Origin of the sequence: Mammaliicoccus sp. FSL K6-3158 (genome assembly GCF_038005105.1) — a bacterium.
Classification (GTDB): domain Bacteria; phylum Bacillota; class Bacilli; order Staphylococcales; family Staphylococcaceae; genus Mammaliicoccus; species Mammaliicoccus sciuri.
Window position 1 is genome coordinate 2169447 of record NZ_JBBOSL010000001.1, and the last position, 24124, is coordinate 2193570.

32 protein-coding genes and 1 riboswitch are annotated in these 24124 nt (G+C 31.8%); of the genes, 5 read left to right on the top strand and 27 right to left on the bottom strand.

Features of this window, described 5'->3' with window-relative positions; all coding sequences use genetic code 11:
• Nucleotides 1–17: 17 nt before the first annotated feature.
• Nucleotides 18–251 carry a hypothetical protein gene (locus MHH94_RS10895; RefSeq protein WP_048540205.1) on the top strand — a complete coding sequence of 78 codons (234 nt, stop codon included), beginning with the start codon at nt 18–20 and terminating at the stop codon, nt 249–251.
• A 277-nt stretch (nt 252–528) separates the two neighbouring features.
• On the opposite strand, the gene MHH94_RS10900 is transcribed toward MHH94_RS10895, so the two are convergent.
• The 8 genes from MHH94_RS10900 to MHH94_RS10935 all read right to left on the bottom strand — a co-directional run bounded on the left by MHH94_RS10900 (nt 529) and on the right by MHH94_RS10935 (nt 5614).
• Nucleotides 529–1134: a short chain dehydrogenase gene (locus tag MHH94_RS10900; RefSeq protein WP_058591561.1), complete on the bottom strand. Its 606-nt coding sequence runs from the start codon at nt 1132–1134 to the stop codon at nt 529–531.
• Nucleotides 1135–1264: 130 nt separating this feature from the next.
• On the bottom strand, nt 1265–2086 hold the full coding sequence (locus MHH94_RS10905) for a MetQ/NlpA family ABC transporter substrate-binding protein (RefSeq protein ID WP_048540210.1): 822 nt from the start codon (nt 2084–2086) through the stop codon (nt 1265–1267).
• Between the two features lie 12 nt (nt 2087–2098).
• A complete protein-coding gene (locus MHH94_RS10910; RefSeq protein ID WP_025904371.1) occupies nt 2099–2794 on the bottom strand; it encodes a methionine ABC transporter permease in 696 nt (231 codons plus the stop codon).
• A complete protein-coding gene (locus tag MHH94_RS10915; protein ID WP_058591562.1) occupies nt 2787–3812 on the bottom strand; it encodes a methionine ABC transporter ATP-binding protein in 1026 nt (341 codons plus the stop codon). Before MHH94_RS10915 ends, MHH94_RS10910 begins: the two co-directional genes overlap by 8 nt.
• 76 nt (nt 3813–3888) lie before the next feature.
• Nucleotides 3889–3995: riboswitch (SAM riboswitch) on the bottom strand.
• Between the two features lie 29 nt (nt 3996–4024).
• Nucleotides 4025–4348, bottom strand: coding sequence for a thioredoxin family protein (locus tag MHH94_RS10920; RefSeq protein ID WP_048540213.1), 324 nt, complete (start codon nt 4346–4348; stop codon nt 4025–4027).
• Nucleotides 4305–4709, bottom strand: coding sequence for a toprim domain-containing protein (locus MHH94_RS10925; RefSeq protein ID WP_025904368.1), 405 nt, complete (start codon nt 4707–4709; stop codon nt 4305–4307). The genes MHH94_RS10920 and MHH94_RS10925 overlap by 44 nt, the downstream gene beginning before the upstream one ends.
• A 103-nt stretch (nt 4710–4812) precedes the next feature.
• Nucleotides 4813–5193 carry a glycine cleavage system protein GcvH gene (gene gcvH / locus MHH94_RS10930; protein WP_025904367.1) on the bottom strand — a complete coding sequence of 127 codons (381 nt, stop codon included), beginning with the start codon at nt 5191–5193 and terminating at the stop codon, nt 4813–4815.
• 67 nt (nt 5194–5260) lie between these two features.
• Entirely contained in the window at nt 5261–5614 is a 354-nt protein-coding gene (locus MHH94_RS10935; RefSeq protein WP_048540217.1) for an arsenate reductase family protein, read from the bottom strand.
• A 141-nt stretch (nt 5615–5755) separates the two neighbouring features.
• On the opposite strand from MHH94_RS10935, the gene MHH94_RS10940 reads away from it, so the two are divergent.
• Nucleotides 5756–6076: a thioredoxin family protein gene (locus tag MHH94_RS10940; protein WP_037588811.1), complete on the top strand. Its 321-nt coding sequence runs from the start codon at nt 5756–5758 to the stop codon at nt 6074–6076.
• A gap of 51 nt (nt 6077–6127) precedes the next feature.
• On the opposite strand, the gene MHH94_RS10945 is transcribed toward MHH94_RS10940, so the two are convergent.
• From MHH94_RS10945 to MHH94_RS10955, 3 genes are all read right to left on the bottom strand, one after another.
• A complete protein-coding gene (locus MHH94_RS10945) occupies nt 6128–6667 on the bottom strand; it encodes a nitroreductase family protein (RefSeq protein WP_325888793.1) in 540 nt (179 codons plus the stop codon).
• Between the two features lie 129 nt (nt 6668–6796).
• The gene (aroD, locus tag MHH94_RS10950) at nt 6797–7534 is read right to left on the bottom strand and encodes a type I 3-dehydroquinate dehydratase (RefSeq protein WP_058591564.1); all 738 of its coding nucleotides are present in this window, start codon (nt 7532–7534) and stop codon (nt 6797–6799) included.
• Between the two features lie 112 nt (nt 7535–7646).
• Nucleotides 7647–8060: a universal stress protein gene (locus MHH94_RS10955; RefSeq protein WP_048540223.1), complete on the bottom strand. Its 414-nt coding sequence runs from the start codon at nt 8058–8060 to the stop codon at nt 7647–7649.
• A 271-nt stretch (nt 8061–8331) separates the two neighbouring features.
• Here MHH94_RS10955 and MHH94_RS10960 point away from each other — a divergent pair, with 271 nt between their 5' ends.
• Nucleotides 8332–9126, top strand: coding sequence for a DUF4352 domain-containing protein (locus tag MHH94_RS10960; RefSeq protein WP_048540225.1), 795 nt, complete (start codon nt 8332–8334; stop codon nt 9124–9126).
• Nucleotides 9127–9183: 57 nt separating this feature from the next.
• On the opposite strand, the gene MHH94_RS10965 is transcribed toward MHH94_RS10960, so the two are convergent.
• Both MHH94_RS10965 and MHH94_RS10970 read right to left on the bottom strand, forming a co-directional pair.
• Nucleotides 9184–9366 (bottom strand): CsbD family protein, encoded by a 183-nt coding sequence (locus tag MHH94_RS10965; RefSeq protein ID WP_048540227.1) that lies wholly within the window; start codon nt 9364–9366, stop codon nt 9184–9186.
• 86 nt (nt 9367–9452) lie between these two features.
• Nucleotides 9453–10415, bottom strand: coding sequence for a DMT family transporter (locus tag MHH94_RS10970; RefSeq protein WP_208182794.1), 963 nt, complete (start codon nt 10413–10415; stop codon nt 9453–9455).
• Nucleotides 10416–10554: 139 nt separating this feature from the next.
• On the opposite strand from MHH94_RS10970, the gene MHH94_RS10975 reads away from it, so the two are divergent.
• Complete coding sequence (locus MHH94_RS10975; protein WP_025904358.1) at nt 10555–10971, top strand: organic hydroperoxide resistance protein; 417 nt, start codon at nt 10555–10557, stop codon at nt 10969–10971.
• Between the two features lie 58 nt (nt 10972–11029).
• Here the strand turns inward: MHH94_RS10975 and MHH94_RS10980 are convergent, their stop codons facing one another.
• The 5 genes from MHH94_RS10980 to MHH94_RS11000 all read right to left on the bottom strand — a co-directional run bounded on the left by MHH94_RS10980 (nt 11030) and on the right by MHH94_RS11000 (nt 16247).
• The gene (locus MHH94_RS10980) at nt 11030–12430 is read right to left on the bottom strand and encodes an MFS transporter (RefSeq protein ID WP_058591567.1); all 1401 of its coding nucleotides are present in this window, start codon (nt 12428–12430) and stop codon (nt 11030–11032) included.
• 197 nt (nt 12431–12627) lie between these two features.
• Nucleotides 12628–13560, bottom strand: a complete 933-nt coding sequence (locus tag MHH94_RS10985) for a nucleoside hydrolase (RefSeq protein ID WP_208182792.1) — start codon at nt 13558–13560, stop codon at nt 12628–12630.
• 47 nt (nt 13561–13607) lie between these two features.
• Nucleotides 13608–14780, bottom strand: coding sequence for a hypothetical protein (locus MHH94_RS10990; RefSeq protein WP_107609185.1), 1173 nt, complete (start codon nt 14778–14780; stop codon nt 13608–13610).
• A 166-nt stretch (nt 14781–14946) separates the two neighbouring features.
• Complete coding sequence (locus MHH94_RS10995) at nt 14947–15483, bottom strand: hypothetical protein (RefSeq protein WP_048539861.1); 537 nt, start codon at nt 15481–15483, stop codon at nt 14947–14949.
• A 74-nt stretch (nt 15484–15557) separates the two neighbouring features.
• Nucleotides 15558–16247, bottom strand: a complete 690-nt coding sequence (locus tag MHH94_RS11000; RefSeq protein ID WP_058591763.1) for an MBL fold metallo-hydrolase — start codon at nt 16245–16247, stop codon at nt 15558–15560.
• A gap of 143 nt (nt 16248–16390) precedes the next feature.
• Between MHH94_RS11000 and MHH94_RS11005 the strand changes: the two genes are divergently transcribed.
• Nucleotides 16391–16792, top strand: a complete 402-nt coding sequence (locus tag MHH94_RS11005) for an NUDIX hydrolase (RefSeq protein ID WP_208182791.1) — start codon at nt 16391–16393, stop codon at nt 16790–16792.
• Here the strand turns inward: MHH94_RS11005 and MHH94_RS11010 are convergent.
• The 9 genes from MHH94_RS11010 to MHH94_RS11050 all read right to left on the bottom strand — a co-directional run bounded on the left by MHH94_RS11010 (nt 16789) and on the right by MHH94_RS11050 (nt 23998).
• Nucleotides 16789–17289 (bottom strand): GNAT family N-acetyltransferase, encoded by a 501-nt coding sequence (locus MHH94_RS11010; RefSeq protein WP_058591571.1) that lies wholly within the window; start codon nt 17287–17289, stop codon nt 16789–16791. The two genes, MHH94_RS11005 and MHH94_RS11010, sit on opposite strands and share 4 nt — an antisense overlap.
• A 149-nt stretch (nt 17290–17438) precedes the next feature.
• Nucleotides 17439–19067 (bottom strand): peptide ABC transporter substrate-binding protein, encoded by a 1629-nt coding sequence (locus tag MHH94_RS11015; protein ID WP_048539865.1) that lies wholly within the window; start codon nt 19065–19067, stop codon nt 17439–17441.
• A 443-nt stretch (nt 19068–19510) separates the two neighbouring features.
• Nucleotides 19511–20014, bottom strand: coding sequence for a GNAT family N-acetyltransferase (locus tag MHH94_RS11020; protein ID WP_106417302.1), 504 nt, complete (start codon nt 20012–20014; stop codon nt 19511–19513).
• Nucleotides 20015–20026: 12 nt separating this feature from the next.
• Nucleotides 20027–20536: a GrpB family protein gene (locus MHH94_RS11025; RefSeq protein ID WP_075577765.1), complete on the bottom strand. Its 510-nt coding sequence runs from the start codon at nt 20534–20536 to the stop codon at nt 20027–20029.
• Between the two features lie 12 nt (nt 20537–20548).
• The gene (locus MHH94_RS11030) at nt 20549–21004 is read right to left on the bottom strand and encodes an NUDIX hydrolase (protein WP_340841105.1); all 456 of its coding nucleotides are present in this window, start codon (nt 21002–21004) and stop codon (nt 20549–20551) included.
• A gap of 11 nt (nt 21005–21015) precedes the next feature.
• Complete coding sequence (locus tag MHH94_RS11035) at nt 21016–21522, bottom strand: GNAT family N-acetyltransferase (protein WP_232179427.1); 507 nt, start codon at nt 21520–21522, stop codon at nt 21016–21018.
• A gap of 131 nt (nt 21523–21653) precedes the next feature.
• Nucleotides 21654–22853: a GTP-binding protein gene (locus tag MHH94_RS11040; protein ID WP_340841107.1), complete on the bottom strand. Its 1200-nt coding sequence runs from the start codon at nt 22851–22853 to the stop codon at nt 21654–21656.
• Between the two features lie 48 nt (nt 22854–22901).
• Entirely contained in the window at nt 22902–23171 is a 270-nt protein-coding gene (gene rpsN / locus MHH94_RS11045) for a 30S ribosomal protein S14 (protein ID WP_119469692.1), read from the bottom strand.
• Between the two features lie 275 nt (nt 23172–23446).
• Complete coding sequence (locus tag MHH94_RS11050) at nt 23447–23998, bottom strand: hypothetical protein (protein ID WP_048539870.1); 552 nt, start codon at nt 23996–23998, stop codon at nt 23447–23449.
• Nucleotides 23999–24124 lie beyond the last annotated feature (126 nt).

Sequence of the window (24124 nt, forward strand, 5' to 3'; positions counted from 1 at the left end):
TATGAAAGGAAAATTACATGAAACGCTATGAACAATTTGCATTCGTTATAAGTGCAATATGCGCATTTATACTTTTATTAAATTTAGTCAATGTTATTAATTTGAGTAGTCTCTTAAACACATTATTAACTGCTGCTACTATTATTACAATCGCTACATTCAACGTTAGGAATTACAGATTTGTCGGTATCATATTATATGCCATTGCGGTATTTATGCTGATTATTTATTTCTTTAACGGATATATTTAAGTTTTGATTATCTCACGATATTTACCAGTCTTCGTGCAGTTCGGCTTTATTTTTACCCCTTTCGCACGATATCTCTCAGTCTTCGTGCGTTTTGCCCTATTTTCGTACCCTTGCGCACGATATCTACCAGTCTTCGTGCAGTTGGTCCTAATTTTATACCCTTGCGCACGATATCTACCAGTCTTCGTGCAGCTTCCCCCATATTTTCATCCTTATCAAAACAAAAAGCAGTCGACTCTCCATTTACCAAGGGAGAACGACTGCTTTTTATAAAATATTATTCATAAATTCGGTATGTTTGTCCGGAATGAATACCTTCTACACTTTTCAAGTATGCTTTAGCGGCTTTTTTAGCTGGGACTGCTTGATAACCTTTAAAGAAATCACCATAATCTTCGAGTGCTTCTTCAATTACATTTGGACTTACATTATTAATTCTTAAATCACGTTTTAATTCATATGCAGCTGATTTCACAAATGCTTGAATACCACCACCAGCCATTGCTGATGAAACGCCACCTTTGATTGGTTCGTCCATAATAACACCAGTTGTTAATGTGAAACTTCCACCATCATTAATATAATGTTGTCCGATCAGTACTAAGTTGATTTGTCCAAGTAATTTACTTGTAACTGCAACTTCATTTGATTCAGGTGTTAAGTCAGATAAATCATCAAAATTCGCTGCACCTGCAGTAGAAACAACTGCATCTACATTTTGAATTTGTTCAAACATTAACTTAATATCTTCTACATTCGACATATCCATTTGATAGTCACCTGAATTACGTCCAACTTTCACAACTTCATGTCCATTTGACGCAAGCTCTTCTGCCACTGCTGAACCAATAGTACCATTAGCACCAACTAATATAATCTTCATAATTTACCACCTTTTCATTTAATTAAATAAATTTTATCTATAAATGAAAGCATACACAAACATAATGTTCAAAGATGAGTCATTATACAAAAAACATCTAACCTTATGGCTAGATGTTTTTTCAAACTTATTACTTAGCTGCGATTACAGCTCCGTCGTATTTCTTGTTGATGAAGTCTTTAATTTCTTTAGATTGTAAGACTTTCATTAAAGCTTTAATTTGTTTGTCGTCTTTATGACCTTTTTGAACTGCAATTAAGTTTGCATATGGTGAATCTTTTCCTTCTACTGCAATTGAATCTTTAAGTGGATTTAATCCTTGTTCGATTGCAAAGTTAGAGTTGATGATTGTAGCGTCACCTTCGTCTGCTTGATAAGATTTAGGTAAAAATTCTGCTGATTGTTTATTGTTGAATTTAATATTTTTCTTGTTTTCTACAATATCATCAAATGTTGCGTCAACTGGTTTAACGCCATCTTTAATTTTGATTAGTCCTTCTTTAACGAAGAATGATAAGAATCTACCTTCTTCAGCTGGATTGTTTGAAACATAAACTGTTGCATTTTTTGGTAAGTCAGATAATTTTTTATATTTCTTAGAGTAAACTGCCATTGGCTCTAAATGTACGTTACCTGCTGATTCAATTTTATATCCTTTTTCTTTTGATTCAGTTTTTAAGTATGGTGTATGTTGGAAGAAGTTAGCATCAAGTTCACCTTTATCTAATAATTTGTTAGGTGTTGTGTAATCATTGATTGTCTTGATTTCTAAGTCATAACCTTCTTTTTTAAGAAGTGGTTTAGCTTCTTCTAAAATTTCAGCATGAGGTGCTGGTGATGCACCAATTTTAATTGTTTCGTTCTTTTCTTTCTTGTCGCCACTACCGCCACCACATGCTACTAGTACGACTGTTAAAATTGAAATAAATAATAACCCAAATACTTTTTTCATAAAAAACACTCCTTAACGTTTATCAATTCTTTTTACAATTAAATCTCCAATAAATTGGATGACAAAAACAATAATTAAAATAAAGATTGTTGAAATTAAAATGACGTCATTTTGATTTCGTGTAAATCCAGTTAGGTAAGCTAAGTTACCTAACCCCCCTGCACCAATTACACCGGCTATAGCAGTTGATCCAACTAAAGCAATAGCTGTAACTGTGATTCCCGATACTAAAGCAGGTAATGATTCTTTTATTAATACTTTTCGAACGACTGTCCAAGTAGTAGCACCCATTGAAACTGCCGCTTCAATAACACCTTTATCAATTTCTTTCATGCCGATTTCAACAAGTCGCGCATAAAATGGTGATGCACCAATAATCAATGCTGGTAAAGCGCCTTTAGGTCCACTAATTGTACCTAGTAAGATGTCCGTAAAAGGTAGTAATAATAATATTAAAATGATAAATGGAATAGCTCTAAATAGGTTCACAACAAATGAAACGATTGAATAGAATACACGTGAACTTTTAGATGTTCCTCTTGATGTTAAAAATAGTAAAGTTCCTAAGATTAATCCAAATACTAAAGTAAATACTGTAGAAATAATCGTCATATATAACGTTTCATACAATGCTTCCCATACAGCATCCCATCGTACGTTAGGCATCGTGACCATTTCTGTTATGATATCTCCAAATGATTTATTCACCTACGTTCACCTCTACTTTCACGCCTAGATTATTCAATTCTTGCTTAATTGCTTCTTTAGAATAATCTCCTTGAGGTAAATGAACGATCATATGTCCAAATGTACCATTTTGAGTTAATTTAACGTCACCTTCGATAACGTTAATATCGATATTATAAGTTTTTATAATTTTCGCTAACACTGGATCAGAACTTGTTCCACCAACGAAGTTTAATTTCCAAATTTCACCATTTGATTGTTCTTTCTTAAAGTCATGTAAAGTTCTTTGTAAATCATCTGCTTTAAGATCATCTTTAACGAATCGTTGTGTAACATAAGTTTGAGGGTTATTAAATACGTTAATAACTTCTCCCTCTTCAACAAACTTACCGTTCTCCATGACTGCTACGTGGTCACAAATTTTTCTAATGACATGCATTTCATGTGTGATTAATATGATAGTTAAATCCAGTTCTTTATTAATATCTACTAATAAATCTAATATTTCATCAGTAGTTTGCGGATCGAGTGCACTTGTTGCTTCGTCACATAATAAGACATGTGGATCATTAGCTAGTGCACGGGCAATACCAACTCTTTGTTTTTGCCCTCCTGATAATTGTGAAGGATATGCATTCTCGCGTCCTTCTAATCCAACTCTTTTAATGAGTGCCTTTGTTCTCTCATTAATTTCACTTTTAGATACACCAGCGATTTCTAATGGAAATGCGATGTTATCTTTAACTGTTCTAGACCAAAGTAAGTTGAAATGTTGGAAAATCATGCTTACTTTTTGTCTTTTTAATCTGAGGTCTTGCTTTGATAATTGACCGATATTCGCACCGTCTACAATTACTTCTCCCTCAGTTGGTGTTTCTAGGCCATTAAACATACGTATAAGCGTACTTTTACCTGCACCAGAAAAACCAATTACACCATATATACTTCCTTTATCTATGTTTAAGTCAACATGGTCAACAGCTGTTATGTTACCTTTTTTTGTTTTGAAAGTTTTAACAACTTTATTTAATTCGATCAAATCTGCTGCCTCCTAATCTCTAAATTAAAAACGCCTCACTCTTTAAAATAAGAGAAAGGCGTCAAAAATTGTCTTTCTCTCATCTCCAAAAGTTAACACTTTTTGTGAATTGGCACCATTTCATATTTATATGACGGTTGCCGGGCTTCAAAGGGCACATCCCTCCACCACTCTTGATAAGAGTTATTACGTATTTAATTAAATTCATACTATCATGATAAGTTTTTATCGTCAATAACTTTTTGAATATTCTCTACAATATACGGAACAGACTGAAAGGCATAAATGCGACGGATAACTTGATCTTTATGCATGATAAAAAGTACGGGTACTGACATGATTTCAAATTCTTTACAGAATTCTGGGTAAAAATTCAAGTCACACTTATTAATAGGTAATTGTGTCACTTGGTTTGCAATATCTAACATGCGTTCTGATATTTTGCACGTTCCACATGTTGGCGTATATCCAAATAATAAATGGATATCTTTATCAAAATGCTTGTATATATCGTTCAATATTTCTGTGTGTTTCATGGTAACGATACTTCCCTTTCAATACAAAATCATTCTTAACAATAAATCCATGATAGTTTAACACATTCGCTAAATATTGTCTTGGACAGCGCGCTACTTCAGAAAATGTAGAATCTATATAAATATGCTGACTTTCACTTGCATATTTCTTAAACCATTTTCTAATTTTCTTACCTTCTTTATCTTGATCTACTAAGACATATACTTGAGAACCATATATCTCTTCAAGTAGCTCATCCATTTTTTCGACACCCATCGTTCCATGGGTACAAATGATATGAACATGATCATTTAATACTTCTTCCACTCGTTTTTTATCAGAAATACCTTCTACGATTATAATCTTTTTAATCATCGCCATGAATATCACCTTCTACAAATGAGATAGTATTGCTGTTCAGTTTCATAATAAATATTTCAAAAAAACTCCATGACACATCAGTATCGTGGAGTTTAATGTTATGTTATTCACCTATCATTTCACTATAAGCGTCTGCATCTAATAATTCATCTAATTGAGCTTTATCAGATAGTTCAACTTTGACCATCCAAGCTTTATCATATGATGATTCATTAACAAACTCAGGGCTGTCTTCTAGTTCTTCGTTTACTTCAACGACTTTACCAGATAATGGTGCATATAGTTCAGAAACTGTTTTAACAGATTCTACACTACCGAATGAATCTCCACTAGTTAATTCGTCACCTTCTTCTGGCAACTCAACAAACACAATGTCCCCTAATTCTGATTGAGCAAAATCAGTAATACCGATAGTTACGATATCTCCATCTACTTTTACCCATTCATGTTCTTTTGAATATTTTAACTCACTAGGCACTGTCAAAGTAATCCCCTCCTATATGTAATTCAATTATAATCATGACATAAAGCCATTATTCAAGCAACTATTTTTATAACCAAGTTTGACGATATTCGTCTTCATTAAAACCAAGTGTCACTTTATTTCCTAAAACGGCTAAAGGTCTTTTAATTAACATGCCATCAGATGCTAATAAATCAAACTTTTCGTTGTCTGATAAATCATCCATTTTATCTTTTAATCCCAATTCGCGATATTTAGCGCCTCGAGTATTAAATAATTGATTTACATTGATGTCTGTCCCATCAATGATATCTTTTAATTCTTTAGCTGTTGGTGTTAATTGAGTAATATCAATCGGTTCAAAACTGGCACCGTTCATTTCTAAGAACTTTGCTGCTTTTTTACAAGTTGTACAATTAGGATATTGATAAAATTTTATCATGTCTTTACCTCCATATGTCTATTTAATTTCATTATAACAATATTAGTACAGAACATGTAGTAATGAGTTAAATATTTTTTTAAATATTAGAAATAAGATATACTTACCTTATAATTATTATTTCTAAGGAGCAGAATAAATATGAGAACAATAAGTCAATATGCTGAATTTGAAGAGATTACACAAAGTGATGAACCAGTTGTCGTTAAATTCTTCGCAGATTGGTGCCCAGATTGCACTAGAATGAATCAGTGGATCGATCCAATTATTGATGAATACAATCAATACAATTGGTATCAAATTAATCGTGACCAAGTTCCTGAAGCAGCAACTGAAAATGATGTAATGGGTATTCCAAGTTTATTAGTATTTAAAAACAACGAAAAACTTGCACACTTACATTCAGCAAATGCAAAAACACCAGAAGATGTTAAAGCATTCTTAGCTGAGAACTTAAAATAATCATATTAAAACCCACAATTGAGCTCACGAACTCATTTGTGGGTTTTCTTTTTACCATTCAGTAATTAATGATTTATTTTTTCTTTCCATCACTTTAACACTTGAATCTTTTTCAGTTAAATATAAAAATCCACATACATCTTCATCATCATGAGCGCCGACTGTTTTTCTAAATGATGGATTAAAGATAAATGCAGGTGTTTTCCAACATGAGCCCATTCCCTCATCATGCATTAGTAACATTAAGTTTTGTACAAATGCGCCGATTGCCATTTGATTTTCAAGGTTTTCTTTTTGTCTTGAGTCTCGTTTTGACAATATGACAAACATGCCACCAACTTTAGTAACTTTATTAATATATTTTTCTTGTTTAGCTGAATCATTAACAAATGCCGATTCAGCAACTTCTTCAGCAAATTCAGGAATTTGTTTTTTATGAATATACACAAGTCTCCAAGGTTCTCTCATACCATGGTTCGGCGCGTATGTTGCTAAATCAACTAAAGAAAATACTTTTTCTTCGTCTATATACATTTCATAATCATAATTTTTGACGCTTCTTCTTTCTTTAATCGCTTTCTTTAATTCCATTATTTACACTCCTAATTCATTGATAATTATTATCAATTGTATCATAAAATAAAGAAGCGAGATAGAAATCTAAAATTGTCTCAAAAGATTTCTACACTCGCTTCATAATTATTATGCATAATGCAGTGATTAATTTTGATATAAAGCTAACTGCTCTTTAATATCTTTAACATGAATTTGACCTGGTGCTGCTTCTTTACCAACAAAACCGTAAGTAAATTTAGATCCAAACATACCACCAGTAATTCTTGTCATCTTACCTAATTCACCCATCGAGATACCGATCACATCAATATCCAACTTATGATAAGCTCTATTCATAGCATTTAACATCGATAATAAATGACGTTCATTTTGTGGCATCACGGCTAACTTGCCAATATTCGCACCTAACTCTGCCATTTTCTCATATGTGACAAACATTTCTTCAACATCTGGCGTCGACTTAAAGTCATGATGTGAAATAATAATTTTAACATCATGATGCTGAGCTTTTGTAATACAATTCATAAGATTATCTTCATACGTATCGAGTTGAATATCGACGTATTCAGCTTTTTTGTTACATATAATATCTTGCATAATCTTGTAATATGTTTCATGATCAAAGTCACCATGACCGCCTTGTCCTACTGAACGATAAGTGAACAAAATTGGCGCATCATGATATGCACTTTTAAATTGCTCTAATGTTTCGTTAATGTTTTCAATTGAAGTATTTTTTAAAGTATCTGCTCTAAATTCAACAATATCTATTGAATCTTTGTGAGCATTGAGTTCTTGCACTGTTTTTTCAATATCATCTTGAGTTTCTAATGAAATCGTTGCAACGATATACGGAAACGCTTTCTTTTGTCCATCAGTCATAGTCATTCCTCCAATATGCTTCTATTTTCATTTTACATGAGTCGAGGACTTTTTTCTATGAAACGATGCATGATGATTCAAGAAATCTATTACTTAAATCAATATACTCTTACTATTTAACAATTAATACAGGAATTTTAGCTCTTTTAGCTACTTTATGGCTGACACTACCTAATACCATTTTATCTGTGTCTTCTGCTTTTCTATTACTTAACACAATAATATCAAAATCACCACTATTTGCTCTATGCACTAATTCTGTTTTAGGATTTCCTTTCGCAAATTCAATTTTATATTGAATGTTGTGTTCATGAAAATAGTCTAAGATATGCTTCATCGATTCTTGACGTTTTTCTTGTATTTCATCTAAATGAACACCCATTCTAACTGAAGCTTGTAGGTCTTTATCAGCGACCACATTAAGTAATGTAACTTCAGAACCTTCTCCGACAAGGTGATTAATTTGTTCTAAAACCTTTTGATTTTTCATTTCTGTATCAATGCCAAACAAAATATTTTTATACATATTTATCACTCCTTTATAACTATATTACCCCTTTTTGCATAAAATTTACAAATATTCATATTCTACAAAATCATTAAATATTAAAGTACTATTAAATTTTTATAAATTTAATAATAAGTCTAGATTTATTTCCCAGTTTACTATAAACTAAAAACAATTAATAATTAACACAATTGTTTATCAATAGTTGAAAACTTTCGCACAAGAATTTCGATTATATGAAAACAATAATTTTTTATTAAAATAAAGTAATGAATAAGGGGGAAATATTATGGCTAATTCTAATCAATCAGATCAGAATCCTTTTAATCAAAACACCTCAGAACAACAAAATAATCCATTTAACGAAACAAATGGTAATAATCAGCAACAACAATCGGGAGACGGTAATGGCTCTAGTATGAAACCTTGGTTATTCGGCTGTGGTGGATGTTTAGTTATATTCATTATTTTAGCTGTTATTTTAGGCGCATGTGCTGCTGGTCCAATCAAAGACCAAATCGATGAGTTTACGAACAAAACAGAAGAAAAATCAACTGAAGAGAACTCAACAGAAGAAGAAACAACTGAGGAGTCTACTGAGGAAGAAACGACTGAAGAGTCTACTACTGAAGAATCTACAACAGAAGAAAATACAGATGAAGATGATAACGATTCATCTATCGTCGATAGACAAACATCAGTTGGTAACGGGATTAGTGCAATCGGTACTAAGATTACAGTTGAAAGAGCCGAATATGTTAACCCACCATCTGATGGTACTAAACCATTAAAAGATAAAATATTAAAAGTTAACTACAAACTTGAAAACATTAATAACTCTAGCTTAATCGTTGGAGATGCTAACTTCGGTGTTACAGCTGATGGAAGCAGAGTTTCAAAATACTATGGTATGAATGACAAAAATGACGGATTCTCATTCAGTCTTAAACCTGGAGAATCTGACACTGGGTATGTATACTACGATGTTCCTGAAGCGGATCAATATGACGTACAATTACAATTACGTTCATCAGATAAACGTTACAAAATGAAATGGGAAATCGATAAAGACGATGTAAAGTAACTAAAAAGCCATTAGACAGTCAACGTGTCTAATGGCTTTTCTTATGTTAAAAATGTTTTATTTCTTAAATTTATCGATAACTTCGTTTGCTTTATCTTTAACATTTTCTACTGCTTCTTTAGCTTTACCTGAAGCTTTATCTTTTTTACCTTCAGTTTCTAAGTCTTTGTTATCTGTTGCATTACCAACTGTTTCTTTAATGTTACCTTTTGCTTGTTCGAATTTGTTTTCGTCTGCCATTTTATATCACCCTTCATTAAACTTTATTGAATGATTGACCATTCATTTATGTTTTACCCTGTGAAAGGATTTTTAAACACCTCACGTCATATTTTTTTGAAAAATTTCCCAAAAGAAATATGATCGATAAAACTATATATAAACATACCTATTATAATGAGCGCTACACCTATCATACTTAAACCATTTGGTAACGGTAAGCCTAGTAGTATCATTTCACCAATAATGGCAAATACAACTTCTAATGACTGCGTTGCTTCAACTGCTGCTAATTGTTCTTGGTTATCCTTTACAATATTTGTAGCATAGAAAAATAGAATTGTTGCGATAATGCCTGAAAATAGTGCGACGATAAATGCTTGTACAACTTGACTAGAAGAAGGTAATCCTTCTTTAAGTACGCCAACAACAAATATAACAATCCAAATAGGCAATGTGACTAAAGTCATACCAAATACACGTTCAATTGTACCGAGCTCACCGTTCACAACTTGCATCATTTTTCTATTTCCCAAAGGATAACTAAATGCTGCAATTAATATCGGTAAGAAACCTAATAAAAATAAGTTCAATTTAATCTGACTTGCTTGAGGAATTTGGATAATGATAATACCGATAAACATAATGCTTGAAATCAATAATGATCGCCATGGGATTTTATGTCTAACGATTGTTTCTTTACCATTTATCACAACTGTCTCTACAAATAATGGCGCCAATATCATGCCACAAATAATTGTTATTTGCCAAGTACCTGAAATCAACCACCCCGGGCTATACTCTGCTGAAAAAGTTATAGGTACATAAAATAATACAAAACCTACTGTACTCCATATGAACCAAGCCTTTTTCTTTTGTTGAATATGCTTTAAAACAAATTTTGTTCTTCCCTTAATGAGTACAAACAAATATAAAAATGGCAGCATAAAAATAAAACGTAAAGAGGAACTAAAATACCAACTTCCGCCATCATTAGCCATCATATGATTAACGACAAATGTAACTGCAAAAAATAAAGCTGCCAAGACACCTATTAAGATTGCTTTCATGTTGTGACCTCTCTTATTTTGATATTGTATATTATTTCATATTTCCGACAATTTATATATGCTAATTTATAATTTATAGATGATTTAAAAAATAATATACGGGTAAATAGATAATATACTTTAAAGGAGGTATTTTTTTATGGCAACTCATTATGAAACAAAAGCTACAAACACAGGTGGACGTAAAGGTCATGTTTACACTGACGATAAAGCAATCGATGTAGATGTACTACCACCACAACAAGCAGATGGTAATGCCACTAATCCAGAACAACTTTTCGCAGCAGGCTACGCTTCATGCTTCAACGGTGCTTTTGATTTAATTTTAAAACAAAACAAAGTTCGTGATGCTGAACCAGAAGTTACGTTAACAGTTCGTTTAGTAGATGACGAAAATGCTGAAAGTCCTAAATTAGAAGTAGATATTGCCGCAAAAGTAAAAAACGTATCTCAAGAAGACGCAGAAAAATATTTAAAAGCAGCGCACGATTTCTGCCCATACTCTAAAGCAACACGTGGAAATATTGACGTGAATTTAGAAGTAGAAGCTGTTTAATTGAATATAAGTCACATAAATAAAGACTGAGACAAATTTTGTCTCAGCCTTTATTTTTTTATGATTTATTTGTTTCTTCGTGATTCCACCAAAGTGCATCTTTCGGATTTTCATATACTTCTTGTAAGTCTTCTTTATTATCAACATTTGGATAAGATCCTCTTAATGACTTATTAGACGTTGTCTTAAACATAAATAAGAAGATGACAAGTCCAACGACATTAATCAATGTTAAATAATAAGATGGTGCAATTTTTTGACCAGTTGTTTCGACTAATGTTGTTAAAATAAATGGTGTTAAACCACCAAATATCGCTGCACCAATATTGTAAACAAGTGATAATGTTCTTAGTCTCACTTTTGTATAGAAAATACTTGGTAATACAGATGGCATAACACCTTCAAATGTAGACATAAACAGTGCAATGATAAATAGTCCTAAAATAACAACTGGTATTGAAGGAATACTCATTAACCAGAAGGCTAGTACTGAGAATAAACTAAATCCTATTAATCCAAATAAAATGGTGTTTTTATTCCCAACTTTATCACTGTACCAACCAAAGAAGAATACTGCTGGGATCATTGCTGCCATCGTTAACGTACTTAATAAACTACTCATCGTACCACCTAAATCTAAAGTGCCATTTAAGAATGACGGCATATATGATAATACCATGTAATTAGCAACGTTTAAAAAAGCTACACCAGCGAAACATACTATGATATCTCTCCAATATTTTCTGAAGATATCTTTATAAGAGTATTCAAGCTCTTCTTGTTCTTCAAGCGTTGTTTCATAAGCTGGACTTTCATCTAAATTATTTCTTAAATACACACCTATAATACCAAGTGGTGCAGCTATAATGAATGGGATTCTCCAACCCCAAGCTGCCATTTGATCATCACTTAATAGTGCATACATAATTCCTACTAAAGCAGCCGCTAAAATACTACCTGATAAAGTACCAATTTCAAGTCCACTACCGAGTCTACCTCTCGTCTTATCTGGTGATATTTCTGCAATATATGTCATCGCACCAGCATACTCACCACCAGTAGAGAATGATTGAATCATTCTAATAATTAATAATAAAATTGGTGCCCAAATACCGATTTGGTGTTGTGTCGGTAATAGTCCTAGAGCAAGTGTAGATAAAGCCATCATAATTATTGTAGTTGAAAGGACGACTTTACGACCATGTTTATCTCCTAAATGACTAAAGAATATACCACCAATCGGTCTTACTATAAATGCAAAAGCAAATACCGCAAATGTTGATGCAAGTTGAATTTCTTTCGGCATATTACCAAAGAAATTCATACTGATAATGACGGCTAGCTGAGCGTATAGACCGAAGTCAAACCACTCTATCGCATTACCAATACCTGTTGCAACGACCGTTTTTTTCGTTTTACTGGCGTCGACAACATTAACGTTCTTTCTTTTAAACTTCATAATTATAAACACTCCCCATTTTGTCTATATAATCATATAACCTAATAAAATGGTTTTAATCAGAAAATTCAATATTTTATTAGTTGAACAGTGTTGAGCCCTATCATTATGCAATTTAAAATTTTAATTTTTTCATAAAAAAACTTCATTCAACTCGTTATTTTTACGTAACGACACCGAATGAAGTGCTTATTGTGTTATATTTTTTTAGCTAATTCTGTCATGTAATCAAAGAATCCATCTCTATCAACATCATTAATGATATTAATCATTCTACCTTCATCACTTTTGAATGTTCTACCTTGACTAGGGCCATCTGTAATGACGGATACTTTTTGCGATTCTTTCTTAACGAGTTCAGGTTTCCCTACGTAAGCTGTTGTTAATACATCCCATAAGAAATAAGTTGAATTTGTTACAAAATGCGTTAATGGTGGCACTAGCGCATAACATATACCTAAGAAATCAACACCTTCATATTGTCTTTCATTCGCCCATCGTTTACGTACATCTGGTGTTAAAGGTACTTTATTCGTACTTTCTAATGCTACAATATCAATCGGTAATGACGTATCAAAAACAGTCTTCACTGCTTCTGGATCCCAAAAAGCATTCCATTCAGCTGTACCATCATGTTCAGGTTCTTCAACATTACCTTTATTCAGCAATGTGCCACCCATCCATACAACTCTTTCAATACGACTTTCAATTCTTGGTTCAACTTTCAAACTTTTTGCTAAATCTGTTAACGGTCCCGTAAACAGCATCGTTACCTTTTCAGAACTATTCATTACTTTTTCAATGATATCTTCATATGCTTCTTTTTCAGAAATTGTAGAATTTACTTCAACATCTTCATTTAATATTGGCATCGCATCTACAAAGAATGCATGCATTCTCCAATCTTTAGGAAATGGATTTTTCCCTCTTTCTTTCGAAGCTGCAATATTTAGTTTTTGTGATGAAAATCGGTTGATAATCTTACAAGAAGCATTTGTTGCAGGTTCTACATAGCTATCTGCGCCAATTGCACTTACACCAATTAAATTAACGTCTTCCATCTGTAATAATAAAAATAATGAAATTAAATCATCTACGCCACCATCATGGTTGAAATATACTGTCGTCATTTAGTTACCTCTTTCTTATGTTACGCATAAATTGTTCATTTATTTAACTAGCGTTCTTTTTGTTCATTTGAATTATTTTGAGATTGTCTTTGCTCTGTTGATCTTTCTTTTGCTTTTTGTGCTGCATCTTGAGCTGCACGATCTTTCTCTCTTTGGGCCTCTTGATCTCTTTGTTGTTGCTGTTGTTGTTTTTCACGTTCAGCTGCTGCTTGTTCATCACTTTTTTTCTGTTCAGCTGCTTGTTGAGCTTTTTCTTTTGCAGCTTCTTCTTGTTTCTGTTCAGCTTCTTCGGCTTTTTTATTCGCTTCTTCTTGACGTTTTTCTTCTTCCTCTTTAGCTGCCTTTTCTTCTTCCGCTTTCTTATCTGCTGCTTCTTTATCTGCTTTTTCTTTTGCAGCTTTATCCGCTTCTTCTTGTTTACGTTTTTTCTCATCTTCTGTAGCTTTCTTCTCTTCATCAGCGTTATTATTTGGTTGTTGAATTGTTCTTTGTTCATAAGTTGGCGCTTCTTGTGTCGAATTGATTTCTTCAGTTGGATTTTCTTCAGATGTATTATCTTTAATGTCTTTATCATTAATGCGCCAATTAGCATGATACGTTTTCTTAGAAGTTTCATAATTCATTTTGACTTCATATTTATCAGATTCCGCTACATCATAGTATAAATAACTTGTTTTACTTTCACCTTTATCAAGTTGATGTTGAAATCCACCTTTATTGTCTTTCATACCATTAAATTGAGGTTGTACCTCATCATCAATCGTAAGTTGAAAATTAGAATTATCGATTAATTTTTTACCTTTTTCTAAATTTTTGAACTTATAATTGATTTTAAGAATTTTGCCATTTTGCGAATAAGAATAACCGTCATCTGGTTGAACAACTTCAGCTTTCGTAACAGTCACTTCTAAACCATCAACTATAATTTTCTCACCGAGTTTAATATTTTTCAAATCTTTCTTAGGTGTATCTGAAACATGTTTAACTGCTTTAGGCTTATCCTCTTTAAATAATTGTTGATATGAATATTCTTTATCAAATGAAAGACTTACAAATATACATACAAAACTAATCACACCTATTACAAATAGTAAAATTGTGCTCACTAAATAGCTACTATACTGCTTTTCTTTAGCATATTTAACGACTGTAATAATCAAAGTCGTTATAAAGGCAATCGAAATAACAACCCATAATAACGCGAAAAGTAGGCTACTCATTTTTTCTCTCCTCTACAAATGATTAATAATTTCATCATAGCATGAATTAATCAAAATAATAGTACAAAATCAAATAATTATTAACTATAACTGACCTATCTAAATATGATTTCACTTAAAAAATACAGGTTAAAAAATAATTTTAAAACCTGTTTATGTCATACCTTTATTCTTCTAATTTTTCAAATGTTATTTCATATAAGTCTTTTTCATCCATATTTACAAAATCATCAATTGAAATTCTATACTCATTAGAAGATCGCTTTTTAGAAACCTGACCATCATACTTTAACTCAATCGTCATATTCGTTTCAAAATAACGATTTTCTATTGTATTTTTAAATTCATTAAAGACTTTTTGGTTAATTGGAATTAAATAAAATTGATTATTAGGTAAAATATTTATACGTTTACGTTGCAATACTTCGTCACCATTTAACTTTAACACGACCTCAATATTTTTAGCAGAACCCCCGCCTAAATTTAACAGCTTAAAAGCCGTATTTAAATATTCATGATCAGATGAAGTTAAATTCATCACTTTAATACCACTTTGTTTCTTCTCCAGGATAATCTGATCAAAAGATAAATAAGGAATAAATGATATTTTAATTTGGCGAATTTGAATCATGACGGATATAAAATATAGAATCGCCATAATAAATGTACCTATAGAACCAATCGCTTGAATAATATTAATCATACGCTCACCTCACAATATAACCTTGTCCTAAATTATACCCATTTGTATAGGTGTAAATCATAGATTTATTATCTTCAAGATTTCTCTAACAATCCTCCGTGGAAACAATAATATTTATCAGCATTTAAATCTTTAATTTTCTTTAGAGAGTTTTTCGCGTCTTCAATACTCATACTATATTCAGGATTTGCAACGTTTAAGCTTTCGCCTTCTTTCACAGCAGCATCTCCTGTAATAACGCTATTGACTGATTGTATGTATAATGAAATATGCCCTGACGTATGTCCTGGTGTCGCAATAACTTCCACTTCATTATTTAATATTAGTGCCCCATTTGTGACTTCTACATCAACATCGACATGTTCTAATTCTTGTAGCATATTAACAAATTCTTCGCCATATGGTTTTTCATCATCTGACATTTTATTTAATAAATCTTCAGCTTGAATCAACCTTTCTGATTTAGAATGACCACCTATATATTTACCTTCTACAAAGCTACTTATAATTTGTGTATTAGGATATTTATCTTTAAAAGCTTTTAACGCACCAATGTGGTCATCATCATAATGTGTGATAATAATATTTTTTAAATTTTCTATATTGTAATTTAATCGTTTAATTTCTAGTTCAATCTTTTCCATGAAACCTGGATAACCCGTATCAACAAGTATCAATTCTTCGTCCTGGATGATAAGTGTAGGATGTATTTCATAGTTTTCTCCTTCATAATCAAAATTTATATTTAGCTGTTCTACTTTAATAGTCATAAAAATCTCTCCTTTATAAAATGACGTATATTTATATACATTTAAAGTAATTATATGACATTTTAGTCATTTAATCATAAAATAATATTTGTATAACTTTTGATTATATAGAATCTAATTTTTATAGGAGGATACTTATGGTTCCAAAACATATTGTTTCTGCAGCTTGTATTGTATTAAATGACGAAGATAAAATATTGCTCATTAAAGGTCCTAAACGTGGCTGGGAAATGCCTGGTGGTCAAGTTGAATTGGACGAGCCTTTATATGATGCTGCAATTCGCGAAGTTAAAGAAGAATCTGGTGCTGATATCGAAATTACAAGATTTTGTGGTTTCTTTCAAAATACGAAAAGTTCTATCTTCAATACTTTATTTTTAGCGCGTTATACAGGTGGCACACTTCAAACAAGTGATGAAAGTTTAGAGGTAGGCTTTTTTACTTATGATGAGGTTATGAATATGGTTACTTGGAAAAACTTTAAAGAAAGGTTCGAGTACTGTTTAAATCGTACTGAACCTTTTGTTGTTTCATTTTAATATTCTTCTTTTAAAATGCTATAAATCAATGAATCTCTGTAGCCATCTTTAAGCTTTGTATCTTGTCTTAAGATGGCTTCATGTTTCATACCTAACTTTTGTAGAACAATTTCAGATGCTGTATTACGAATATCTGTTGATGCCCAAATTCTATTAAGTTTCAATACTTTAAAACCATACTTAATAATCGTTCTACCAATATCAGTTGCAATACCGTTACCCCAATAATCAGGATGTATGATATAGCCAAGTTCTCCACTATTATTTTTCGTATCACATACTAATTGCACTGCGCCAATGACTTTATCATAGTCTGCATCTACTATGACATTGTACATCCAATTTTCATCTCGATTTAATAACATCTCAACAAATGCTTCTGTTTCTTCATATGTTTGTGGATCCCATGCTTGATATTTACTCACTTCAGGTAAAGCATTATATGCATGAATATCTTCTATATCTGATTGTTTCAAATCTCTAGTATAGTAATCCATTTAAAATCCTCCCATGATGATATGTAATTTAATGATTGGGAATATCTTATCATAATTTCCAATCCATACAAAACTATTCTTATAATATTACTCAACTTTATGAAAAATAAAGTGCTAGGACATTAAATCATGCCCTAGCAATAAATAAATTATCTATCTAATTTTACATGTTTGTACTCTTTCGTACCTACGTAATGAATGATACGTCCGTGAACTTCTTTTTTCGTTAATCGCGCTTTACCTTTTTGATAAAGTGGGATAACCATACCATCATTCAATAACATTTCTTCACCTCTTGCGAGTTCTTGCCATCTCTTGTCTGGGTCTTGAAGTAACGAAGATTTACCTTCGTTGATAATTTTGTCGTATTCAGGATTATCATATCCCGTTTCACCTTTAGTCGTTTCACTATGGAATAAATCTAAAAATGTCATTGGATCTGGATAATCTGGTCCCCAACCAGTAATTGCTACATCATAATCACCCTTTTTAGTCAGTGCTATTTTCTGTTTGTTCGGTTGTTGTTTAATCGACATTGTTACACCAGGTAAATGTTTTTCAACTTGTTCTTTAAAATACTCTGCATCTTTCTTAGCATTATCTTGATCAAATGTTAAAAATTCTATATCAATTTTATCTTTGCCTAATGCTTTTTTAGCTTTTTTCAATGAAGCTTGTGCCTTTTTAACATCATACGTATAAGGTGCATTTACTAACTTGTTATAATCTTCTTTTTTCTCATTAGTAAACACTTTTTCAGGCGTAAATGTATCTATCGGTTTAGAACCATCATTTAAATTATGTTCTACGTAAGATTTTTTATCGATTGCTTGAGCAAGTGCAGCTCGTAAATCTTTATTTTGTAAGTCTTTATTCGTTTGCGTATTAATTTGAATATAATAAGTAGCAGATTCTAAATTCGTATTGAAACCTTCTTTATCTTTGTTAGATTCGACATTTTGAGAACTCAATTCTGTTGTATCCACTTTATCATTATTATATAAATTGAGTGCCGTTTGTTCGTCTTTAATGACTCTATAATTAATACCTTTAAGTGATACATGATCTTTATCCCAATAATGTTTGTTTTTCTTAAGCGAGTAATTATCTTCAACTTTCCAACTCTTCATTACAAATGGTCCACTATATAATGTCTTATCAACAGTCGTCCCATACTTACTGCCTTGCTTTTTAACAAACTTCTCATTCAACGGCATGAATGTTCCAAACGTTAACAGTTCTTTATAATAAGGTAACTCTTGATTGAGCGTTAACTGTAAAGTATGATCATCAATTGCTTTTACACCCAATTCTTCAGGTTTTTTCTCACTTTTGTTAATCGCTTCGGCATTTTTAATATCATACATAATGTACGCATATTCTGATGCAGTCTTTGGATCTACAACTCTTCTCCATGAATAAACAAAATCATGTGCAGTAATAGGATCTCCATTAGACCATTTCGCATCTTCTCGTAATTTAAATGTCCAAGTCTTCCCATCATTTGATTTTTTAGGATCACCAGTTGCAATCGCTGGTTCTGCTTTATCATCTTTGTCTAAACGATATAATCCCTCTTGTGTCGCATTCATCACTTCAAAAGCACCAGCTTCAACAGCCAAACTAGAATCTAATGTCGTTAAATCAGATGGTGCAATTAAACGTAGCGTATCCTTTGAATCACCACTTGCACCATCACTATCCCCGCCACTACTACAACCAGCTAAAAATAACGCTAACACTAATACATAAATCCCCACTTTGTAAATATTTTTCATCAAATCAATCCCCTTTGTTTGTTTGATAATGTTTAATTGTGTTTATTTTAACACAATATTTTGAATATTCAATTGATTATGTTCGATTAATTTAATATAACAACAATAACGAACTGTTATGTAGTTTGTAGAAGCGGATAAGATGAAAATAAGCTGAATCGTCTTATAGACAATTCAGCTTATTACATTTTTCGGGTCGATATTTTTTTATCGGCCTGCAAATCTCGTTTTCGGGTCGATATTTATTTTTATCGGCCTGTAAATCTCGTTTTCGGGTCGATATTTTTATTTATCGGCCTGCAAATCTCGTTTTCGGGTCGATAATTTTATTTATCGGTCCATATTTCCCATTTCTGGACCGGTAATTATTTTTATCGGTCCATATTTCTCATTTCTGGACCGTTAATTTATTTTATCGGTCCATATTTCTCTATCTATTCTCTTCACTCTATTTCATATCTCATCATGACTTCATCATAATAATCTTTTCCATCAAATATTGCATTTGGTTCAGTAGCATATTTGTCAAAGCCGACTTTATTATAAAATTCTACTGCGCGTTGATTATTACAAAGGACACTTAAATCAATATACTTTAAACCTGTTAACTTGGATGCTTCAATAATCAATTTATCGACTACTTTTTCAGCAATACCTGTACCTCGATAATCAGGATGACAATACATCGCCACTAAATTTCCTTTATGATGCATCTTCTTAACCGCTTCTCTATAAAAAGTAGCTACACAAACCAAGTTTTCATCTTCAAAACCACCCATAGTAAATTTTGCATCACTACATTCTAATCGCTGTTCAAATTTACTAACCGGATAATTTATTTCTATATCATATAAAGACGCAAACGCAGATGGATCTGTCTGCAAACTTAGTAATCTAAGACTTCTAAATGCATTTACATCATTTTTATTTAGTAACCTTACTTCCATGCCACCACTCCTTTATTTTTCTTTATACCACCTGATTGCTTGTTGTTCTAAATTTTTAACATATGATTTTTTCGCTTTACTATAACCAGCTGTTTCATTATATTCTTCAGCTAATTTTTCTTTATAGTTACTATATTCTATAGCCGCTTCTCTATGTTCTCTTAGATAATCTCGTAATATTAAATGTCTATCTATTTCAGGGTTACTTTGTTCATAAATATGTATATGATGTGTTCGATTAATTCCTCCCTTTCGAATGAGTCTTCTTCCTTTTATTCCCCATTCTCCAGCTAAATCGTAACCTCTACTCAAAAACTCATCATCAAATAAATCAATTTTTTCTATATTATTTACAATTACCATCATATCTATAACTGGTTTTGCTTTCATACCTTCAATTGATGTACTACCAAAGTGTTCAAACCTAATAACTTCATCTTCTAATATAGACTTAATCATTCTACATTCTTCTAAATACATATTTCTCCAATCTTTATTAAAATCACTCAATCTTACTTCCATCCCACCACTCCTTTATTTTTGTGATAAATAGTTTAGTATAAATTCTTTCATTTTTACTGGTGGGCTTATATTTTGAGGCAATTTATCTAAATCAAAGAATTTTAAGTTCTGAGTTTCTTTAATATCGGCACTAAGCTCTCCTTCATATTCTTCACTTTCAAATAATGCTGTTACAGTATATGCTTCATCTCCATTCGGATAGACCATGTGATAATCTTTACCTGAAAAATTTCTAATAAATTTAAGGTTTTGTATTTCCAAATTAGTTTCTTCATATACTTCTCTAGTTGCCGCTTCTTCAAAAGATTCTCCGAGTTCCATTTTTCCTCCTGGTAAACCCCAACTTTCATTATCCCTTCTTAACTGTAACAATACTTGTTTATCTTTATTAAATATCAGAACTAAAGCTCCAACTAAAATAACTGGAGTATGTCCGACTTTATCTCGTAAACTCGATATATAATCCATCCCACCACTCCTTATTTACTAAAGTAATACACGTTGCCTTCTCCGTCGTAATTATCTAGTTCTGGATTATGTTTGAATCCTAGTTTTTCTGCTGTTTTTATTGAAGGTATATTTTCTTTTTTAGTTAATGCTACAATTTTATATTGATTATTTGTTAATTCTTTGACATGTTCAATTATTTTTCTACTTGCTTCTGATACGAGTCCTTGTTGTGTTTCTGCAGCTTCTATTCGATAGTAAATATTCAAATATGTTTGTCCTAATATTTCTTTATACTGCAACCCACATACACCAAATGGGAGATAGTGGTCTTTCTTAATCAAGACGTAATATCCAAATCCATGGTCTTCATAATGCTTAATCCATTGATCTAATGTTTCTCTAAATGCTTGTATTGTTGTTGCTGGACCTGCTGGGTTGTATTTTTGATTTGCTGGATCATGATGGACTTCAAATAATTTTTCAAGATATGTATATGCTGGGGGTACGAGCTTGATTCGTTCCGTTTCTAATATCATTGTAATGACTCCTTTTTAGTTACAATTTAGTTATTTAATATCATAACATTAAGCATCTCATATTGGGAGGTCATAGAAATTTTTATGCATACAAAAAAGCATGAGCAGTTACTTATGCTCATGCTTTTAACTTATACTTTTGCTAGTTGCCATTGGTAAGGTTCGTTTAGCTTAGTCCAATCTGTGTCGATTTCTTCTGAATTCAATAAGCATTGATCTAATGCTTTTGTAATTTCTTCTTTATTTAAGTCACTTCCGATAATCACAAATTGTGTTTCTCTGTCACCATATTCTGGATCCCAATTTTCTTTAACTTCTGGTCTAGATCTGAGTATTTCTTGTTTCTCTTCTTCTTTCATCGCATCAACCCAAAATTTAATTGGGTGAATATTTACAAAAGAGCCTGCCTGAGAAAACAAACAAGCTACATAATTATACTGAGCTAACCAAACGATACCTTTAGCTCTTATAATATTCGTTGGCATATTTTCCATCCATTGATTAAATCTTTCTGCATGAAATGGCAGTCTTCTCTTGTAGACAAATGATGATATACCATATTCTTCAGTTTCTGGCGTATGATGTGCATGGCCACCCTCTGTTAATTCTTTAATCCACCCAGCTGATTGACTTGCATCTTCAAAATTAAATAAACCTGTATTGAGCACTTCTTGAAGCGGTACATCTGCAAAACTTGTTTTGATAAATTTCGCTTTAGGCTGTAACTTTTTCAAAACGATTTCCAATTGCTTTAAATCCTTTTCTTCTACTAAATCAGCTTTATTTAAGATAAGTACATCACAAAATTCAATTTGGTCAATCAACAAGTCTGAAATAGAACGTTCATCTTCTTCACTTATACCTTGATCTCTATCTTTCAATAAATCTTCAGAATACATATCATGAACAAATCTATGTGCATCTACAACTGTAACCATCGTATCTAAACGACATATACTTGTTAAATCAATACCTAATTCATCATCTATATATGAGAAAGTTTGGGCAACAGGTACCGGCTCTGAAATACCAGTTGATTCTATTACGATTTGCTCAACATCTCCTCGTTTAGCTATCTTTTCGACTTCTATTAATAAGTCTTCTCTTAAAGTACAGCAAATACAGCCATTCGATAACTCTACTAATTTTTCGTCAGTTCGTGAAATACCTCCGCCTTGAATGACTAAATCTTTATCTATATTAATTTCACTCATATCATTTACAATGACTGCAATTTTTAATCCTTCTCTATTTTTCAAAATATTATTGAGCAGCGTTGTCTTTCCAGATCCTAAATAACCACTCAACACTGTAACTGGTATTTTATTCAACACATTTCCCCTACCTTTTATCTATTTATCCCATATAAGCATAAAATCTTACCAACTCGATTTTTTCAATCCAGGTATTTGACCTTTATGTGCGTATTCTCTTAAAGCGATTCTAGACATACCAAATTTTCTATATACACCTCTTGGTCTGCCAGTCACTTGGCATCTACGTGTAATACGTGTAGGAGAAGCGTCTCTAGGTAGTTTTTTCAAACCTTCATAATCTTTATTAGCCTTTAATTCTTCACGTTTTTCACGGTATTTTTCAACTATTTGAATTCTTTTTTGCTCTTTGGCAATTTTTGACTTTTTCGCCATTTTATATACTCCTTTTACTATTAAAATTTTTGAAATAAATCATTAGATATAAAGAGTGAGACGGCAAATGATGTCTCACTCTTTTGAAATCGTATATTAAGTAAGTAAAGTAGTCATCTCATTTCCGGAGGTAAATCGTAATGACTACGTTTTAACTATAATACATGATTTTTTATTTGGCAAGCCCCAATTTATATTTTTCATTTAGAATTGATAATTAGAATTAAAAAAACAGAGTCTAAGACAACGTAATATGTCCTAGACTCTGCTTATCTCTATTCAACTTTCCATACATTAAATCCATGTAATTGGCTGTTTGCATCATATTTCAAATCTTCTTTACCATAAAAAGTATAGCTTTTGCCTTCTTCAAGTTTTTTATGATCATAATCTATAATATAATATGACACTTTATCGTCCCCACTACCTTTTGTAACTTCGACGATTTTATCACCTGCTTCACTATGGCTAATTTTATCAACCTTAGCATTTGTGATTTTTAACAATTCGTTATGGCTGTATGTTTCATTATTATACTTGTCATAATTAATCTCTTTAGAATGGTTCATTTTTTTCTGAACATATTCATTCGCTTGTGCTTCTGCTACGTGGTCATCGAACTTAATTTTTGAATGATTATCTTGGACAGGTTCAGTTGAAACAATTCCAACAGCACAACCTAAAGTTAAAAAGAATAATATAATGGTACTTAGCAACGGAATCCTGAACCTAGTATCTCTAATCGCTTTAACAACCGTCGTGCCTAACATCACAATAAAAGCTATTAATACTACAACTCCAATAACGCTAAATATAAAACTTTCCATTTTCATTACTCCCTTGATTTATTCACTATCATATTTGTACATATTAGAGCATCTCAGCTAATATTTCATCTATTTTGTTTCAGTTTTCGAAATAAATCAATATTATGCTAAAGTATGAAAGCGTTA